The organism is Deinococcus sedimenti, from assembly GCF_014648135.1.
GTDB lineage: Bacteria > Deinococcota > Deinococci > Deinococcales > Deinococcaceae > Deinococcus > Deinococcus sedimenti.
Map to the genome: position 1 here is coordinate 84,020 of NZ_BMQN01000011.1, position 18,630 is coordinate 102,649.

Here is an 18,630-nt window from a genome sequence, read left to right on the forward strand (position 1 = left end):
GGGGTGGGGTGATCGGCGCTCGCTGGACTTCGCGGCCTGCCGCCCGCATTGACAGTTGTGTACACACGTGTACACTTGAGGCATGGCGAACAAAACACTCGGCGTGCGCTCCCTCCGCGAAGAGCTCCCGGAAGTACTGCGCGAGGTCAAGGAGACAGGCCGTCCTGTGACCGTCACGCGGCACGGGGAGGCGCTGGCGACCATCGTGCCCAGCACGGTCGTAGCGCCAGAGCGTGCGCCCCGGATTCTGGCCCTGAATTCCCTGAAAGGGGGCGTCGGGAAGACCACGATCACGATGCACCTCGCTGCCGCCATTGCGGCCACCGGGGAACGCGTGATCGTGCTGGATGCCGACGAGGAAGTGAGCGCACTCCGGTGGCAGCAGCATGCCAACGCTGAGAACCTGAGTCTGCCCTTCAAAGTGGTGGCGGCGGACCGGAACAGCCTGATGCGTCAAGCCCGCGAGTTGTCCAAGGATGGCACTATCGTCATCATCGACACGCCACCCAACAACCGCGAAATTCTGAAGAGTGCTGCGACGATCGCGGACGTCGTACTGGTGCCCGTCCTGCCGACGGCTATGGATCTCGACCGCCTGGGGACGACGCTCGAATTACTCGCTGATCTTGAGGCAGCTCTCCCCCAGTTCAATTACGCCATCCTGCTCAACCGCTTCGATGCCCGCAAAGGCATGGCGCACGAAGCGAACGCCGCGCTTGATCATCACCCCAGGTTTTCCACCGTCATCCGCTCGCTCGCAGCGTATGAAAAAGGGTTCGGAACCGCGCCGTCCGAACTCGCGCAATTCCAGGAGCTGTGGCATGAGCTCCTGGCGGTCATGGGCGGGGACGCATGAACAAGTTTTCTCCGAGAGGGCGTGGAGGCGACCGTATGACAGCCGTGCTCGACCGCGCACGGGACTACTCGGCGCCTGGAGCCGCGAGCGTGCACCCTGACGCGATTGAGCTTTCCAGGATTGACGTCAACCCGAATCAGCCTCGCCGACACTTCGATGAGGATGGCCTCGCGGATCTGGCGCGCAGCATTGAGGCCCAGGGCGTCCTGCAACCCATCCTCGTCCGGCCTGTCGGCGCGCGCTATGAGATCGTCTTTGGCGAGCGGCGGTACCGGGCCTCCCTCATGGCGGGCAAAACCACCATTCCAGCGATGGTCAAAGCGGTAAGCGAGGTGGAACTCCCAGTTGTGGCCGCCCTGGAAAATCTCCAACGCTCGGACCTGAACCGTTTTGAAGAAGTGCGCGCGAAGGTGCACCTGCTGGCCACAGTGCTCGGTCTGTCTGCCGACGACGTGCCGGGTCACATGAAGCGGCTCCGGTCACAGCCGGATGAACATGCTGACGACGTCCTCGTTGTCGAGCAACTGTTTGCGCAGCTGGGCGGGGAACAGTGGCGGTCCTTTGTGGTAAATGGGCTCCCGGTTCTCACGCTTCCGGAGGTGATTCGGCGTGAGGTTGAGCGTGGTGCTCTGGCCTACAGCAAGGCCATCGTGATCGCCAGGGTACCCGCTGAACATCAGAGTGGGCTGGTCCAGGACACCATTGAATTACGCCTGTCGCAAGCCGAGCTGCACGCTCGCATCCGCGCCCTGGCCCCCCTACCTGCTGCGGACACATTGGCGACGGTGAAGCGGCGCCTTTCTCAGCGCCGTCTGAGTCAACTTTCGCCAGATCAGAAGGTCGAGGCGGAGCGGCTCATCGAGGCGCTCCACCGCTTGCTGACATAGGCAGACAGGCAGGGCAATGAGCCTGAATATCAATATTCGGCGCCTCGACGACGGTCGGTGGCGCCTTGAATATTGATATTCAGGCTTCGGAACAGTTCAGCCGAGTCCATGCCTATCTGCTGCGGGAACCAGCAAGCATCGCGCATTGACCGCAGCCCAGTTGCATGGTGCCTCTTGCTGACATAGGCAGACAGGCAGGGTAATGAGCCTGAATATCAATATTCGGCGCCTCGACGACGGTCGGTGGCGCCTTGAATATTGATATTCAGGCTTCGGAACAGTTCAGCCGAGTCCATGCCTGTCTGCTGCGGGAACCAGCGAGCATCGCGCACTGACAGCAGCCCAGTTGCATGGTGCCTCAACGAGACGCTCTGCATCTGGACACCATAGGACTAGTCAAAAAGAAAAGTCATGGCCCGTGACCAGGTCACGGGCCCAGTCGGGCACATGTCACTGATCAGCCTGTTCGATGCCGTCACGCCCGCAGCCCAGCCTGCCCGCAAGGCCAGCCAGGGCAAGGTCAAGAGCAAGGGCGCCGCACACCCCACTCAGGCCGCCCCCGCTGTGGTCACGGCCGATCCAGCGCTCGAGGCCTTCCGGATGCGCTCCGCGCCGACGTACGCCCCCGCCGCCACTGCCGAACGCTACGGGGTGGAAGCCCTGCCGACCGTCAGTACGGACGCTCGCCTGAAGGCCAACCAGGCCGTCCGCGACATCCTCGCCCGCGGCGTCACCCCCGCCGACCACGCCGCCCTGCGCGCCTGGAGTGGTGAAGGCGGCCTCGGCGAGCACAGCGCCAGCACGAGTGCCTTCTACACCCCGGAAGCCCTGGTTCGCGTGGCGTTCAAGCTGTGCCAGCGGATCGGGAGCACCCGGCGCGTCCTGGAATTCAGCTGCGGTGGCGGGGCCTTCATCGCCCGCACGCCCATGGGCAGCGAAGTGGTCGGCGTGGAACTCGACGAAACCAGCGCGGCCGTCGCCCAGGCCCTGCATCCGCACGCGACCATCTGGAACGTCCCGTTCGAGACGTACGCTACGCAGAGTGAGGATGCCCCGTTCGATCTCGTGATCGGCAACCCGCCCTTCGGCACGCGCGGCGCCCAGGCAAGATTGCACCGCCCCGACCTCCGCCAGGCGCACTGGTACTTCGTCCTCGAAGGCCTGCGCCGCCTCGCTCCCGGCGGCGTCATGGCCGTCGTCGTGCCGGAGAGCATGCTCCGCCTGGACGGTGACCGCGCGCAGCGGGAGGCCCTGATCGACCTCGCGCACCCCGTCCTGCTCAGCGCCGTCCCCGAGGGGGCCTTCCGGGCCGCTGGGGCAGGCGTCACCACCGTCCTGATGATCCTGCGCCGCCACGACGCCGGGGTGACCGAAGCCCTGCACGCCCTGACCAGTGACGAGCAGGCCCAGCTGCGCGAGCACCGCCTGACAGCCAACGGCGCCCTGCGCCAGCTCGTGGACGGTGAAGGCGTGTTCTACCGCAGTGGGAAAGAGTGGAAGCTCCAGCCCACGTACGAACCGCTCGGCACCCCCCGGCACCAGGCCAAGATCACCGAGGGCCGCTTCGGGGACCCCATGTACAGCGGCCCGCTGCGCATCGACCAGGACGAACTGGCCAAGTACCTGGACTTCCGGGCGAAAAGCATCCTCACGCTGCCCGGCACGCTCGCCGCCATCCAGACCCTGCTCGGCGCGGACGTCGAAGCTCGTGCCCGCCAGGCGCGCCCCACGGCCCATCCCATCGCGGACGGCACCATCAGCGCGTGCGGCACGTACCGCTTTCAGGGCGGGCACTGGCAGTACGGCTCCCACCTGAGCAACCCCGCCGTGCTGAGCGCCCTGAGTGTCGCCCAGGCCGTCACGGCCGCCCGCAGCCGCCACCAGAGCGCCGCGCGGGACGCGGCCCTGCGCGCCCATGAGGCGCACCTGGTCACCCACGGCGCGTACGACCTCACCCTGCTGCGCCGCGCCGCGAAATCCGCGCCTGCCCTGCACGCCCTGGTCGAAGCGAACGGGGATGTCCCCGCGCTGCTGCGGGAGGTGTCGGTCAAGGCTCCTCCGATCACGCCGGGCACGGTGGGCGAGGTCGCCCAGCAGCTCGAAGCATACGGCCTGCTCACGGTGGCCGCCCTCGCCCAGTACGCTCACGTCACCGACGGGGAGGCGGCTGCACACCTGCTTGCCCAATACGCCTTCACCGGGCACACCTGGGAGGCCAGCAGCACGTACTACCGGGGTCGCGCGCACGAGAAAGCCCGCCTCGCCGAGACCCTGGCCGCCGATCACACCGGCACCGAGCGCCAAGCGCTCCTGCAGCAGGCGCAGACCTGCCGCGAACGCGCCCTGTGGGTGGACATCACGGACATGACGCTCGAAGCGCGCGACCCGCTGATCCCTGAGCACGTCCTGGCGGACTGGGTGAACGCGAACCTGGGCACCTGCGTGGCGATCAAGCGCAACTCCTGGGACGCCGATGGTGCGCCCGTGAACCTCATCCAGGCGGTCCGCGGTGAGCACGGCGTCACCCTGCGCCTGCGCAACGCCCTGGACGACGAGCTCGCGCGGCAGGAACGGCAAGCCATCAGTGCCGGGCGCGTGCGGGAACTGGAGGCCTACCTGAACTTCCGCACGCCGGTCGAACCCGTCGTGAATCAGGACGTGAAGACGCCCGAGCAGATCACCGCCGAACGCCACGCGCACCAGGCCCGCGCGGTGCAGTTCGAACGGCAGCTCGCCGCGCACTTCCGCACGTGGCTGCTCGGCAGCGAGCACGTCGGCACGGTGGAACTCACCCTGAACGAGCACCGGTACGGCCTGCTGACCGCCACGCCCGACATGCGCCCCCTGACGCTGCCCCGGTACCAGGGGCCGCTCGCGCATCCCTTCCAGGCCGGGCACGTCCGCACCGCCGCGCGCATGGACGGCGTCATCATGGACTTTTCAGTTGGGCTTGGGAAAACTTTGAGCGCGCTGATGCTGGCTGAACTGCTTCTCCAGTCCGGCCGGGCGCGCCTCGCGTCGGTGGTCGTGCCGCTCTCCCGTCTCGGGGACTGGGTGATGAACGCCGCCACGGCCCTCCCAGGGTTGCGGGTCAGCGTGATCGGTGGTGAACCCGTCCGCGCGCCGGACGGCAGTGTCGCGCTGGACGAGGACGGTGAGCCCAGGGTCCTGACCGACACCGGGGACCGCCGCCGCGCGAAGATCGCCGCGCTGCTGACCAGCCCCCCAGACCTCGTGATCATGACGTATGAGGCGTTCGAGATGATCCCCATGCTCGAAGAGACCCGCAAGCGCTTCGTGCGGGAGGACGAGACGCTCATGAGCGCACTCGCCACCACGACCACGTTCGACGAGCGGCACCGGAAAATGGGTGGGCACCGCGCGCTCGCCACCGCTGAGAAGTTCACGCAGCGGCACCTGGGACGCGTGAAGGTCGCCACGAGCACCGACGTGCCCTTCGAAGCGCTCGGCATCGACGCGGTCCTGTGGGACGAGGCGCACGCCCTGAAGAACACCTACGCCGCGCCCGCCGTGTACGGCGACAGCAGCCCCAAGTTCCTGGGTGGGGGAGGGGAGAGCAACCGCGCGCTGGACGGCAATCACAAGGCCCGCTTCGTGCGCGAGCGCGGCGGGTGCACGGTCGCGCTGAGCGCCACGTGGTTCACGAACAGCCCGCTGGAGATCTGGAACATGCTCTCCCTCGTGACCGACGCCCTGCCCGCGTACGGCATCACGAACGTGCAGGCCTTCACCGCCCGCTTCTGCGTGATCGAACCCCGCCTGATCACCCTCCCGGAAGGGGACGTGGAATTCCGCTCGTGCGTCGTGGGCTTCCGGAACCTCGATGAGCTGCGCGCCATCATCGGCCAGCACGTCATCCGGGAGACGGAGGACACCTGCCAGATGCACGACCGCGTGGGCATGCCCCTGCCGCCCCTGACCACCGTCGAGCACCTGTTCGATCTGCACCCGGTCGTGCAGGACGCGTACGACGCGGAGCAGGCCACCATCAGCGAGGCTGAGAGCGACGGGGAGAAGCACCTGTTCTCGATCTTCTCCCGGTTGAGCAAGCTCACCCTGCATCCCCCGCTGATGAACGTCCAGGCTCCGAATGCCCGCTTCGCCGCGTGCGTCGAGGCGTGCCTGGCCGCGCGCGCCCAGGGGGGCCGGAACGTCGTGTTCATGTACACCGGCGGCGAAGGCGGCCTCACGTACACGGCCCTGCGCGATCAACTCATCGCGGCCGGGTATCCCGCCGGTGAAATCGAGATCATCACCGCCAGCACCCACCAGGGCGGCGAACGCCTCACCGTCGAGCGCCGATTCCGACGTGGCGTCCTGACCTGCGTCATCGGTAGCAGCGTGATCGAACAGGGTGGCAATTACCAGGGCGCGACCGACCTCCATCACCTTGATTACCCGCATCACCACATGGCGTTCGTGCAGCGCATCGGACGCGGCCGCCGTCAGGGCACCTGGGTGAAGGAGATCCGCAACCACGTGTACTTCGCCCGGGGCAGCTTCGACGTGATCCGTTTCCAGAACATGATGGGCAAGAAGGGCTGGGCGCAGCAGGTGTTCGACCCCACCCTCACCAGCTGCGAGAACACCGACGTGGGCTTCGACGGGGAGGAACTCGCCGTGATGCTCAGCCGCGACCCGGACGCCACCCGGCACGCCATCCGCACCAAGCGCGAAGCCCGTCAGGCGGAAAGTCACGCCGCGAGCCTGCTCGCCGACCTCACGGTCATCCGCGAGTACCTCGAAGCGCTCAGCCTGCTGGAGAAGCGCGACCGGACGGCCCGCGGCCGTGAACACGGCCCGAGCACGCAGGACGTCGCGGGCATCAATCGCCTCGTGACCGCCCTGCGCGGCCTGCACGGTCAGGTGCAGGCCCTGCGCGCTGCGGCGAACCCCATGGCCGCGCTCACCCGCCTTCAGCAGCCGATCCTATGGGTGGAAGGCCTGCCCATCCACGCCGGGCTGACGTTCGAGCACCAGGGCAACCCCGTGACCGTGCGGGACCTGCGCGGTGGCGACACGGGCGTGCGCGTCACGGACGTCGGCGGGAACCTGGACCTCATTGCGCCCGTGGACCTCGCCAGGGCCCGGCACGTGCAGCCCACCCGCGCGGAGGGCGCGTACGGCGCTGAGGGCCTCACCCGCCTGCGCGCCGAACTTCAGGAGCGCATCCTGAGCGCCGACGTCGCGCCCCAGGTACCGACTCAGCCTGCGGCGCCCATTCAGCCCGCCCCGGCGCAGGAAACGGCTCAGGTGCCGGAGATCCAGCCTGTTCCGCTGGTCGCGGCCGCGGACCCGGTGGAGACCACGCCCACCCCGCGCCCCGCGCCCACCGTCCGGACCGCCCAGCGGCCCCCGCTGCGCCTGCGGTACGGCCTGACCGTCACCGAGCAGCTGCCCACCCGCCCCGCACAGGTGTACGCCATCCAGGGCGACACGCTCACGCCCGGCGCGGTGGACGGGTGCCCGCTCGTGATCGTCGAGTACCGCGCCGAGCGGGACGTGCGGATGGTCACCCTGGTGTTCCCGGACTCCACCCGCGCGGCGCAGACCCGCACGCTCCTGCGGCAGCACGACCCCCGAGTCCGTGCCCGAATGGATCAGCTGCTCCTCGCGGCCATCTGATCAGAAGCTCTGGCCCCCAGCAGGGGGCCACGCGGGCATCATGCACACCTCCACGATCTCCTTCCAGCAGCCCCAGCCGCCCCTGAGCACCACCCTGACCTGCACGCCCGACCCACAGCAGGAGCACATAGCCGACCACAACCTGGGGACGCTCACCCCGGACCCCACACCCACCAGCGTGCCCATCCGGGACGGCCTGCACTTCACGCCCGCCTGGAGTGAAGCGGACGAGGCCCGCGTGCGGATCACATTCCTGGGTTTCACGCCTGAACAGGCCCTGCGGGAAGCGCGGACGGACGTGATGCGCGCCGCGCGCCGCCGGGCCCTGTGCGGTGTCACGTGGCACGTCCAGCGGGTCACGTGCCGGGTCACGAACGCCGCCGGGGAGGTCCTGGCCTGCCGCACGATCGGCGGGATCTCCAGTGACCTCAGTGGCGGAGCGCGTGCACAACTGGAAGGCGACCTGACGGGTGAAGCGCTCGCCGAGGCGCGCGACTGGGCCATCCTGGGGCTGAACTGAGTGCCCGGCCAGGACCCGCCCGGTGACGCCCCCACAACCTTCACCCTGGACGGCCTGAACGCGGGCGACCTGGTCCTCGTGAACGACCGCTGCCCGCACCCGGAATGCCACGGGGAGATCGGCATCATCGACTTCATGTTTCTTGCGCGGCCCGAGTGCGGCACCCCAGCCGAATACGTGCTGGACATCCGGGGCTTCCTCACGCCCCTCGAACGCGAACACTTCGACCCGCTCCCCCCAGCTGATCAGTGATGGCCCACCCGGCTGCCGGGTGGGCCAGGTCGCCGTCATGCCCACACGCACGAGGTTCAGCTGATGCAGCGACTCACCACCCTGGAGGGCCTGAACGCGGGCGACACCGTGACCGTCGGCCCGCAGTGCCGCATCCTGGAGTGCCGCGGACGACCCGGCCACCTGCAGTACATGTACGCCGCGCAACCCGAATTCGGCACCCCGGCGGAGTTCATCGTGTCCGTGGACGGCATCTCGCGGCCGCTCACGCGAACGGACTTCGACCCCGCCTGACAGCAGTGGCCCACCCGGGAGCCGGGTGGGCCAGGTCGCCGTCATGACCTATACCCAGCCCCGTCCGGTCCCCTCCGCCCAGCACGCCCCGATCCTCCCCGACGACAAGGCCCGCGCCGCCCAACTCTGGGAGTCGGTCAAGGGCACCGCCCTAGAGGACGACTTCCGCCGCGTCAGCCGGGAGCACCCCGACAAGGACGCCAGCCGCATGCACTACCTGGCGTTCCTGGCGGACATCGAGGGGCTGTTCGCCGCACCTGAAGCGGCCCCGTGGGAAGCGACGCCCCCCGCCCCAGTCACGCAGCCTGCCCCAGTCACGCAGCCCGCCCTGGTCGCTCAGCCCGAGCCCACCCCAGAGCCCGAGGGACAGCCCGCGCCCGCCGCGGAACCCGCCCCGGAACTCGAGGCTCAGCCCGACGCGACCCCCGCGCCCGAGGACGGCGCCGCTGACCCCGGCCGCGACGCGCAGGACGCCCCCGCGCCCACCGCCACGCTCGCCGCCCCGGTGCACAGCGGCCTGATCGCTCAGCTCGCCGGACTGCTCGCCGACGGCGGGGAACTCACCTTCCAGCTGCTCCGCGTCGGGACGGACGTCACCATCGGCATCTTCCCCAAACCCCACCCCGGCGAGACGGCCCCCGTGCCGTTCGTGCTCACCGAGACGCCCGACTGGATGGACGCGAACCTCGTGACCGCCATGCAGGGCTACGCCGGGGCGCGCCGGGATGCCTTCAGCGTCGCCCAGCAGGCCGCGCAGCGTCAGCAGGCCGCGAACAAGAAGGCGACCGACAAGCCCGCCCCCACCCCCGCCAAGGCGAAAACGAGCGTCCTGACGCTGAAAGCCGCCGAGGGCACCACCCTCAAGGGCACCCTGGGCGGCAAGGACGTGCCCCTGGTGGTCGGGAAGAACAACGTCCCGCTGGGCGGCACCCTGGAGATTACCGCCACGCACCCCACGTTCGGGGAGGTGAAAAAGACGCTCGGCACGCACTTGAACAAGGAGCACGACTTCACCGAGCAGCAGGGCGCGCGCGTCACCGTGAACGTCACCCCGCAGAGTGCGGCGCTCGAAGCCACCAAGGGCGACACGGTCATCGCCCTGCACCACGGCATCGAGGTCCTGCTCGCGCCCGGCACGTGGGTCGTGAACGCGCAGGCGGCCGAGCACGCCACGGCGAACCAGACGATCACCGTGAAGGCCGGGAAACCCCAGGTGATCGAGATGACGCTCAAGGAGGAGCAGCGCCTCTTCTGACAGCCCTGGCCCCCTGTGGGGGCCACGCGGCCGTCATGACCCTGCCTCACCTGCACGCCGCCCTCACCCGCACCGACTGGGCCGCCCTCGCCGAACAGAAAGAGGTCCTGGCGAACGAGGTGGCCAGCATCCGCTCCGCGAGGGCGCTCCTCACCGAGTACGAGTGCACCTCAGCCGCTGACCTGGCCCTCCATCACGCCGACGACCTGGACGGCATCCTGCACTGGCTGGACGCCCTGATGGACGCCGCGCAGCAGGACGGGTTTCCCGTCGTGTTCCACACGACCCCCGAATGACAGTGCTGGCCCCCTCCCGGGGGCCACGCGGCATGCATGACGAACCCCACCCCCGGTCAACCCCAGGCCCTCAAGCGCGTCTTCAAGTTCGGCGATCAGGTCCTCGACGACCCCAACCCGAACATGACGCCCGAACAGGTCAAAGGCTTCTACGCCCCGCAGCACCCGGAACTCACCACCGCCGGAATCGGCAGCCCCGTCACGGACCTCAAGGCCGGGACCGTCACCACGGAGTTCATCAAGAACTATGGCCGGAAAGGTTGAGCCGTGCCGACCGCCGCTCGTGCTGGACGTGCCCCGTCAGGGGCCGTCCGGGGCACTCGACGCGCTGCGCCGCGCCCTGAAGTCCACGCGGGGCGCGCCCGAACCGAGGCCCGCCCAGGTCCCCCTGCTGCCGTAGGCCACACCACCCCAGTCCTGCCGCGCGCCGTGCCCTCCCTGGCCGGCGTGCGGCCCCTCGTGCTGCAGGCGGACCTGGACGCCGCCGAGCGGATGTACGAGGAAGGCCTGCTCAACGACCCCGTCCCGCTCGTGACCCCGTTGCTGGGTACCGTGCTCCCGGACCCCGGGCCGGACGGCCCGCTCGACCAGCGCCTCCAGCGCGCCCTGAGCGGCGTGCGCACGGACGGCTGGACGCTGAACGTGCAGAACGAACGCGGCCTCCTGCACTTCCGGGGGGAGACGGACGTGTCGTGCATGGTGGACCTGCACCGCCTGCACGCGGCCCTGTGGCCCGTGGACCGGCACCTGCTGCCGGGCCTGCTGTTCGCGCTGGAGGTCGGGTCGAGCCGCGTCACGCCCGTCGTGGGCCCGCACTCGGCGGCCGCCATCTGCGAGCAGCACTTCAGTCTGGAGCACCTGGCGGAGTACGGGCTGCCTGACCGCCTGGACCGGCCGGACCTGGTCCTCACGGAACGGGACGCCATGCGCGCCGCGCGTCGCCTCGGCATTCCACACGGGCAACAGGTGCAGGACGCGCTGCCCTGGCCGTACTTCCGCGCCCTGCTGAGCCTGGAGGACACCCTCGCGCGCCTGGAGCGCGTGCTGCCCCGGATGCCCGCCCTGGGTCCCCTCCTGACGCTCCTGCCGGAGTTGCGCGCCGCGGACGACGCGTTCCTCCCACCCACCGACGACGAGTGGAGTGACGTCGTGCAGGACCCCATCCCGCACACGCTGCTGACCGTGACGGGCCGCGAGGACGACCTGAGCCTGGACACCGTGAACGAGTTCCTTCAGAACCACTGGGAGTGCGGGAACGTCAGCCCGCAGTGGTGCGTGCAGGTCGGCCTGAATGGAGAGGGACACGACCGGCTCGCGGCGTACCTCCAGCACGCGCCGAGGGTCGCGCAGCTCGCCGCGCAGTGCGTCGGCGTGCTCGACTTCGCCAACCGGAGCCTCCCCGCCCGCAGGCGCACTTGACAGGCGTGGCCCACCCCGGGGTGGGCCACCCGACGGGCATGGCCAACGTGTTCCTCACCCCAGCCCCGCAGCGGCGCACGCCGACCCCGCTCGCCCCGGAACTCGCCCTGCTCATCTACGGGAACCATCAGCGCAGCGCGATCCTCAAACATCCCGTGCACGACACGCCGCAGGGGTACGTGCTCGGGCCGGGCCAGCTGCTCAGCCGCGAGGACCACCAGCGCCTCGTGGACTTCACCGCCGGGACTGGGTTGACCTTCACGGCGCCGACGACGCTGGCCACCGGGTTGCACTGCGTGTGCTGGTGGGTGCCGCCCCACGAGCGGCCCCTGCTGTTCGACGCGAAGTACGACGCCGCCCGCACCATCGCGCGCCTGAGCGGCGTGCCCGTCCCGCACCCCGGCCTGGTGTTCACCGCGTCCCGGGACGGCCTGCACGTGTACGCCGTGCGCGGCGACCAGCGCCCCACCCCGGACACGGCCCTGTGCCACGCGCCGTACTGGAACATGTTCAGCACCGCGCAGGTGTGCCGCGGCACCACCCTCTACCCCAGCCGTTTCACGCCGGACACGCAACCCGAGTGGGAAGCGGCGTTCTTCCAGTCGGTGTTCACCGGACCCAGCCGCACCGACCGGTACATGAACTGGGGGCGCAGCTACGAGGAACTGCTGACCGAGGCCAGGGCGCAGGGCGCCTTCCCGCAGGGCGTGCTGCTGGACGCCGGGAAGACCCTGGCCGACCTCGCGTGAGGGCTGGCCCACCTTGGGGTGGGCCACCACGCGCGCATGGAGGAGCCCTCATGCCCCGACTTCACCCCGACCCTGCGCGCCCTGCTGCCGAGCGGCACGCGCGTCATCCCCGCGCCCAAAGCGGCCGACCTGCAATCCCCCGACCTGAAACGCCTGACCGTCACCCTGAGGCAGAGCGGAGCCAGTCCCGCGCAGAGCAGCCCACTCGCGCCCCTGTTGCTCTGATCCCGACCGTTCCCCGCCCGGATGGCGTGACGCCCCTGATCCTGGATGCGGACCTGCGCAGCCTGGACGCCCGCGTGCAGCTCGCCCTGCACCAGGACCCGGCAGACGTGCTCCGCGCCCTGTTCCGGGATCTCCTCCCCGACGAACCGGGCAGCGCCCGGACCCTCCAGGCGGAACTCGACCTGATCGCGCCCCTCACCGATGCCGAGGTGCACCTCAACGCCTGCGCGGACGAGGTGACGGTCTCCGTGACGGCGGCCCCGAACGGCTTCACGTACCTGCCCGCCCTGCACGCGGCCCTCGCGCGGCGTGACCCGCACGTCCTGCCCGGGATTCTCGCGGCGCTCGAAGATCACTCCGCGCGCCTCACCCCGCAGTTCGGCCCGCGTGAAGCACATGGGCTGGCCGAGCAGTGGCACCACGAGGACCGCGTCATCGAGGACCTCCTTCAGGAGCACCCGCAGTGGGATGCCCTGAAGAAGCGGGATGTCATCCGCCTCGCGCGGCGCCGCGGCATCCCCCACCCCTGGGTGGTGCGTGACGAGATGCCCTGGCCGTACCTGCGGGACGTGCCGGGCCTCGACGAGACTGTGGCGCGCCTGCGACCCCTCATCCCGGACTTCCCGGCCCTGCAGCCTCTCCTGCGTGCCCTCCCGGAACTGCGCGAGGCGCATGGCGCCCTGCCGGCCATGACGGAAGCGGAGTGCGGCAGCGGTCTGCTCGACCACCTGCCCAGCCGGGCGTATAGCCCTCTGGAGGAAGGGGCAAGCGCGATGGTGGACGTGCTCGACGAGGTGATGGAACTGCACTGGCAGGGCGGGGAGACCGGCGCGTCCCTGCACCTCGTCCTGCACGACTGCGACGCGGACCGCGCGCGGCTCACGGACCTGCTCACGCACGCCCCGCGCGTCGACGCGGCCCTGAACCGCATCCACGACGCGCTCGTCGCCGCCGAAGACCAGTGCGGCCCGTGACGACAGGGGAGAGCCCGACGCGGGCACGTGGCACCGTGGGGATGCCACCTCCCACCGTGGCCAGGTGGCATCCCCACGATGCCACCCGTGGACCAGAGTCAGGCTGGACGGGGAAGGTCTGACCGCTGCGCGGCTGACCTTCAATACGTAGTTTGAAACTGCTAAAATGAAGCAGGCAAGATGGGCACCGCCTGTGCCCACCCCCGGAGGTCCCCCCATGACCCACACCTTCACCCCCACCCGTACCGTCCCCCCACTCCCCGGCACGACCCTGCTCGGCCTGACGGCCACCACGCTCCTCGAACTCGGCGACGCCGCCCGCCAGGGCTTCCAGACCGCCGCGCTCGAACGCTTCGCCCGCCACCTCGGCCTCACCCTCGCCGACACCCTCGACCTCATCCGGCTCAGCGAGAGCACGTATCACAGCTACCGCCGCAAGGGGAAACCCCTCAGCAGCGACGACAGCACCCAGCTCTACCACCTCGCCCGCGTCACCGAAGCCGCCGAAGCCTACTTCCAGAGCGTCACCGAAGCCCACCGCTGGCTCATGACTCCCCGCGCCACCTTCGGCGACCACACGCCCCTCCAGTTCGCCTTGCTGCCCGGCGGCGCCGAGTACGTCACGACCGTGCTCAGCCGCCTGGAACACGGCGTGTATACGTGAGCCTCACGCTTCACCGCATCAGTCGCCTCCAGTACGCCCAGCACCCTGACCTCGCTGAACACGGGTATGGCGCCGCGCTGTACGGCGGCCGCTGGAACAGCCCTGACCCCGGCATGGTGGCCAACCGCCGCCTGATCTACACCAGCGACACGCTCGCGCAGGCCATGCTCGAAGTGATCGTGCACGTCGACAGCCCCGTGCTGAGCAGCGTCCCGCACGCCTTCGTGCGCTTCCAGGTGAATGAAGCGTTCATCAGTGACCTCGACGTCACCCAGCTCCCGCTCAGCTGGAACGCCCACCCGGGCACCCCCGCCACGCAAGTGATCGGCGACCAGTGGTTCGACGAGTGGATCTCCCCGGTGCTGCGCGTGCCGTCGGTCATCCTGCCCCTGAGCGTGTACGGGCCCGGGCAGAGCAACTACCTGATCAACACCCGGCACCCCCAGATCACGCAGGCGGTCACCCTGCTGGGCTTCGAGCCCCTGCCGTTCGACCCGCGCCTCTGAGAGCATCGGGCATGGTGCGGGTCGCATAGTCCGAACACTGGCCATCACGCGCCCAGTCCTGGCCCACCCTGGCGGTGGGCCAGTGCACGCCCATGTCCTTCCAGGTCACGTATCCACCCAGCCCCGCTGAGCTCATGCCCCGGCCTCTCCTGCCCACCCTGGCCCTGCTGATCTACGAGCGGGCCGGTCAACACGGCAGCGAGGTCCTCCTGCGTAAGCACGCCGTGCGGCAGGACGAGGGCGCGTGCACGCTCGGACCTGCCCAGGCGCTCACCCGCGCGGATGTCACCGACCTCACCCGTCTCCTCGCCGGTCATGGCCTGCAGCGCACCCGCCCCACGACCCTCGCGGTCGGCCTGCAGTGCGTCGCCTGGTGGCGGCCGCCCGGCCTGCGCCCCATGCTCTTCGACGCGAAGTACGCCCAGTCCAAGAGCGTCGCGCGTCTGTCCGGCGTCCCTGTCCCTCACCCAGGTCTGGTCTTCGTCGCCACGCCCGGCACCCTCAAGGTGTACGCCGTCACCGGGGACGCCCCACCCACCGACGACACGCCCCTGATGCACGCCCCGTACTGGAACATGTTCCCCGGCGGGCAGCTGTGCCGCGGCACCACCCGCTACCCCGACGCGTGCACCCCCACCGCGCAGGACGACTGGGAGACCGCGTTCTTCCAGTCCGTGTTCACCGGCCCGAGCCGCACCGACCGGTACATGAACTGGGGCAAGAGCTACGAGGAACTCCTCGACGCCGCCCTGACCGCCGGGACGTTCCCCGAACAGGTCCTGATTCCCGCTGGACTGACCCTCGCGCAAGCCCTGAGCTGAACCCTGAGAGTCCTGGCCCCCTCACGGGGGCCACGCGGCCGTCATGCACACCCTGACCTTCGACCCCAAGGAACCCGTCCGCCTCATCCTCGTGGGCGTCGGCGGCACCGGCAGCCTCATGCTCACGCACCTCGTCCGCCTCGATCAGGCCGTCCGCGCCCTCGGCGGCGCCGGGCTGCACGTCACCGCGTTCGACCCGGACGTGGTGAGCGAAACGAACCTCACCCGGCAGAACTTCGCCCCCGCCGACATCGGCCGCCACAAGGCCACCGTCCTCGTGGAGCGCTGCAACCTGTACGCGGGCCTGTGCTGGGATGCCTACCCCCGCACCCTCCAGGACGGGGACGTGAAGGGCGCGCACGTCGTCATCAGCTGCGTGGACAGCGCCCAGAGCCGCCGCGCCATCCACGCTGCCTTCCGCGCCCAGCCCCCGCAGTACTGGCTGGACTGCGGGAACGACGCCACCACCGGACAGGTCATCCTCGGGCAGGTCCGCCCCTGCCCCACCCGCCTCCCGCACGTCCTCGACCGCGACCCCAGCATGCTCACCGGCACGGATGACGACCGGCCCAGCTGCTCCGCCGCCGAGGCACTCACCCGCCAGCACCTGTTCATCAACCCGGCCGTCGCCCTTCAGGCCGCGCAACTCCTCGGGGAACTCCTCCTGAACGCGAAGACCCCCACGTGCGGGGCGTTCATCAACCTCGCCGAGCCACTGCGCGTGGTCGCGCTCCCCGTGCCGGACGGGCAACCCGAGGTGCCGCGCGCGCGTCGCCCCAAACCCCTGCTCAAAGCCCGCCGGGAGCGCCGCCCCCGCCGCACCGCCGCATGACGGCCTCCGACCGACCGCAGGCCACCGTCCCGACCATCTCCGAGGAGGAGTTCGCCACATGGCTCGACTCGCACCGTACCCGGCAGCCCCCGCTCCGCACGCTCGCCCCCGACACGCTCACCCGCGTCCTGGTCACCCTCACACGGACGCAGGAGCGGACGCCGCCCGACCCGCGCTTGCCCCCACCCCCCCTGCTGCCCTGACCACCCCCCGCACGGCACCCCTGAACGTGCCCCGCGCGCACCGCCTCCCCACCGGGTACGTCACCCGCCCCGTGCAGGAGGGCGTCATGGACGCCGCGTGCACCCTCGCCCTGCAGCTCACCCAAGCAGGCCTCATCCCCCGCCGCGCCCCCCGTCCGGGCGAGACGCCAGAGTCGTACATCCTGAACTCGTACGTGGAGACCTGGCGGACAGATCTCAGCACGCCGGACGTACTCCTCGATGTCACCCTCCTGTGCGGGTACTCGCAACACAACACGGCCACCATCGGCATGGAGGTCCTGCCCCAGTCCGGCCGGGTGCTGGACCTCCGGGCCCTGCGCGCGGATCTGCGTGCCCGGGACCGGCACCTGTTCGGCGCCCTGATGTTCACCCTGCGCGCAGCCCTCGCCCCGTACCAGCCCGTCTTCACCGGTCAGGACGCCGTCCAGGGCGAGGAAGCCCTACGGTTCGGGGAGATGTGGTGGGATGACCACCTCGAAGCGCTCAGTGAAGCCGAACACGCGGAACGTACCCAGGAGCCCCGCGCGCGGGACCTGTGCGGCTGGCTGCAGCGCCAGGGCGCACCGACGCCCTACGACCTGGGCCGCACGTACCCCATGGACACGTGGACTGCGCCAGACGACGTGGCCCGCTCCCTCCAGGCCCGCCTGCACGCGCACCGCGCGGTCCCAGGGCTGACGGAGGCCGCGGACCTGCTCGCGCACCTCGCCACGCTGCCCTTCGAGTGGCGCACCACGCGCGCCTGGGCCGAGGACCGCCTGCACCCGGGCGTGATCGACGTGGTGATCTGCCAGGACACCCCGGACCGGGACCCCGTGCTGGAATTCCACCGGGACGTGACCGACATGCTGGGCATCCCACACACGGAGAGCACCGTCGAATCCCTGGCCATGCTCGAAGTCCGCGACTGGGCTTCACACGAGGCCGCGCTGAAATATTTGCGCGCGGTCGCGGACGTGCAGGCCCGCACGCGCCTCATGTGGGACGCGCTCACCCGCGGCGCCACCTCGTGACGGGGGTCGCACTAGAGTTGGAACGGAGACTTACGCTAAGGGCCGTGTGCTGGGGGGGCGAGAACCCCCAGCACACGGCTTGCCTAGCCTCTCCGCCGTTAGCTCAGAGACATGGGCACCTGCGGGTAGTAACCAGATTCACCCAAAAACAGCCGTTAAGAGAAAATCCTCTTCTGGGACTAAGTTCGCAGAATCATCATACTGCGTACTCTTTTGGCCCGAACCACCTCTGTACCGGACATCTTGCCTTCAAGCCGCGCCTGGCGCGTGAAATGGCGTGCTCAGCAGCCTGATCAGTGCGGGTCACTCGGGGAGATTCCACCGCAGGGCATGGCACAGCCGCTCGGCGCCGTACCGCACGAGGCTCATGGCCGCCCGGCCATGAGCCTTCACCTTGACCGGAACCTGCGCCTGGAGCCACACGCCCACCCGGAGGCAGCTGATCCAGGCCAGGACGACCAGCCCGAACAGACGTTCCAGCCGGTCCAGGCGGGTGATGCCGGTCCGCTCCACATCGAACCCGCGGACCTTGAGGCTCGCGAACGTGCACTCCACCGACCAGCGAGCCCGGTACAGCACGCAGGTGTCCCACACGCTGAAATCCGTGGCAATGGCCACCAGGTCCCCTGCGGGGGACCTGGTGGCCACGACCTGCATCACCTCACCGTAGACGTACGCCTTTTCAGCCATGCACCGCACCTCCCCAACCTTCAGATCACCGAACCACGCGTCCACGCGCAGTTCGTCGATCACAGCGTTCTTTCGGATGCGGATGGCCCGTTTGATGCCCTTACGCCTCAGGAAGCGGAACCACTCCCCACCGATGAACTCCCGGTCAGCGACCAGGCCCTTCCAGCGGCCCGCTGGAAGGGTCTTCAGGAGTCGTGAGACCAATTGGATGCGCCGGACCGTGCCGCTGTTGCCGTCGTGATCGAGAGCGGTCCAGACGAGCGGCACCGTGTACCCGTGCAACACGACGCCGAGGAACAGGAGGTTCAGGGGCGACTCGCCACGCTCCCAGGTCGTCCGGTCCATGCTGAGCAGAAGTTTCCCAGGGGGCAGCAGGGCCAGCAGGAAGGCCAGGAACACCGGTCCGGTCAGCTGGGGATCCCGCCATCCTCGTTCCACCCGGCGTTTCTTCGCGTTGAGGGACCTTGCTCCAGGCAGGTGGGCGCACAGGTCACTCTGGTTCACGCTCCTCGCGGTCACCATCGCGAA

19 protein-coding genes and 1 pseudogene are annotated in these 18,630 nt (G+C 69.5%); 19 read left to right on the forward strand and 1 reads right to left on the reverse strand.

The genetic code is table 11. The annotated features are described in order from the left end of the window. Positions 1–82 precede the first annotated feature (82 nt). From IEY69_RS16370 to IEY69_RS16460, 19 genes are all read left to right on the forward strand, one after another. Complete coding sequence (locus tag IEY69_RS16370) at positions 83–856, forward strand: type II toxin-antitoxin system prevent-host-death family antitoxin (RefSeq protein ID WP_189074217.1); 774 nt, start codon at positions 83–85, stop codon at positions 854–856. A gap of 35 nt (positions 857–891) precedes the next feature. Beyond that, entirely contained in the window at positions 892–1,743 is an 852-nt protein-coding gene (locus IEY69_RS16375) for a ParB/RepB/Spo0J family partition protein (RefSeq protein ID WP_189074218.1), read from the forward strand. A 411-nt stretch (positions 1,744–2,154) separates the two neighbouring features. Beyond that, positions 2,155–7,389 carry an N-6 DNA methylase gene (locus tag IEY69_RS16380; protein ID WP_229784042.1) on the forward strand — a complete coding sequence of 1,745 codons (5,235 nt, stop codon included), beginning with the start codon at positions 2,155–2,157 and terminating at the stop codon, positions 7,387–7,389. A 40-nt stretch (positions 7,390–7,429) separates the two neighbouring features. Further along, a complete protein-coding gene (locus IEY69_RS16385; RefSeq protein ID WP_189074219.1) occupies positions 7,430–7,909 on the forward strand; it encodes a hypothetical protein in 480 nt (159 codons plus the stop codon). Continuing rightward, entirely contained in the window at positions 7,910–8,161 is a 252-nt protein-coding gene (locus IEY69_RS16390) for a hypothetical protein (RefSeq protein WP_189074220.1), read from the forward strand. 63 nt (positions 8,162–8,224) lie between these two features. Next, positions 8,225–8,434 carry a hypothetical protein gene (locus IEY69_RS16395; protein WP_189074221.1) on the forward strand — a complete coding sequence of 70 codons (210 nt, stop codon included), beginning with the start codon at positions 8,225–8,227 and terminating at the stop codon, positions 8,432–8,434. 43 nt (positions 8,435–8,477) lie between these two features. After that, on the forward strand, positions 8,478–9,689 hold the full coding sequence (locus tag IEY69_RS16400) for a hypothetical protein (RefSeq protein WP_189074222.1): 1,212 nt from the start codon (positions 8,478–8,480) through the stop codon (positions 9,687–9,689). 35 nt (positions 9,690–9,724) lie between these two features. Continuing rightward, on the forward strand, positions 9,725–9,985 hold the full coding sequence (locus tag IEY69_RS16405; protein ID WP_189074223.1) for a hypothetical protein: 261 nt from the start codon (positions 9,725–9,727) through the stop codon (positions 9,983–9,985). Positions 9,986–10,021: 36 nt separating this feature from the next. Continuing rightward, positions 10,022–10,249, forward strand: coding sequence for a PRTRC system protein C (locus IEY69_RS16410; RefSeq protein ID WP_189074224.1), 228 nt, complete (start codon positions 10,022–10,024; stop codon positions 10,247–10,249). A 165-nt stretch (positions 10,250–10,414) separates the two neighbouring features. Further along, a complete protein-coding gene (locus tag IEY69_RS16415) occupies positions 10,415–11,404 on the forward strand; it encodes a hypothetical protein (RefSeq protein ID WP_189074225.1) in 990 nt (329 codons plus the stop codon). A 38-nt stretch (positions 11,405–11,442) separates the two neighbouring features. After that, positions 11,443–12,153, forward strand: coding sequence for a PRTRC system protein B (locus IEY69_RS16420; RefSeq protein ID WP_189074226.1), 711 nt, complete (start codon positions 11,443–11,445; stop codon positions 12,151–12,153). A gap of 36 nt (positions 12,154–12,189) precedes the next feature. Beyond that, positions 12,190–12,378 (forward strand): hypothetical protein, encoded by a 189-nt coding sequence (locus IEY69_RS16425; protein ID WP_189074227.1) that lies wholly within the window; start codon positions 12,190–12,192, stop codon positions 12,376–12,378. 26 nt (positions 12,379–12,404) lie between these two features. After that, positions 12,405–13,352, forward strand: coding sequence for a hypothetical protein (locus IEY69_RS16430; RefSeq protein WP_189074228.1), 948 nt, complete (start codon positions 12,405–12,407; stop codon positions 13,350–13,352). Positions 13,353–13,569: 217 nt separating this feature from the next. Beyond that, entirely contained in the window at positions 13,570–14,016 is a 447-nt protein-coding gene (locus tag IEY69_RS16435) for an Xre family toxin-antitoxin system antitoxin (protein WP_189074229.1), read from the forward strand. Then, positions 14,013–14,522: an RES family NAD+ phosphorylase gene (locus IEY69_RS16440; protein WP_189074230.1), complete on the forward strand. Its 510-nt coding sequence runs from the start codon at positions 14,013–14,015 to the stop codon at positions 14,520–14,522. The genes IEY69_RS16435 and IEY69_RS16440 overlap by 4 nt, the downstream gene beginning before the upstream one ends. A 134-nt stretch (positions 14,523–14,656) precedes the next feature. Further along, a complete protein-coding gene (locus IEY69_RS16445; protein WP_229784044.1) occupies positions 14,657–15,343 on the forward strand; it encodes a PRTRC system protein B in 687 nt (228 codons plus the stop codon). Positions 15,344–15,386: 43 nt separating this feature from the next. After that, positions 15,387–16,175, forward strand: a complete 789-nt coding sequence (locus IEY69_RS16450) for a PRTRC system ThiF family protein (RefSeq protein ID WP_189074232.1) — start codon at positions 15,387–15,389, stop codon at positions 16,173–16,175. Further along, positions 16,172–16,378 (forward strand): hypothetical protein, encoded by a 207-nt coding sequence (locus IEY69_RS16455; protein ID WP_189074233.1) that lies wholly within the window; start codon positions 16,172–16,174, stop codon positions 16,376–16,378. The genes IEY69_RS16450 and IEY69_RS16455 overlap by 4 nt, the downstream gene beginning before the upstream one ends. 26 nt (positions 16,379–16,404) lie before the next feature. Beyond that, the gene (locus tag IEY69_RS16460) at positions 16,405–17,412 is read left to right on the forward strand and encodes a hypothetical protein (RefSeq protein WP_189074234.1); all 1,008 of its coding nucleotides are present in this window, start codon (positions 16,405–16,407) and stop codon (positions 17,410–17,412) included. A 306-nt stretch (positions 17,413–17,718) separates the two neighbouring features. On the opposite strand, the pseudogene IEY69_RS16465 reads toward IEY69_RS16460, so the two are convergent. Continuing rightward, a pseudogene (locus tag IEY69_RS16465) lies at positions 17,719–18,624 on the reverse strand (transposase); the annotation flags it as partial. Between the last annotated feature and the right edge of the window lie 6 nt (positions 18,625–18,630).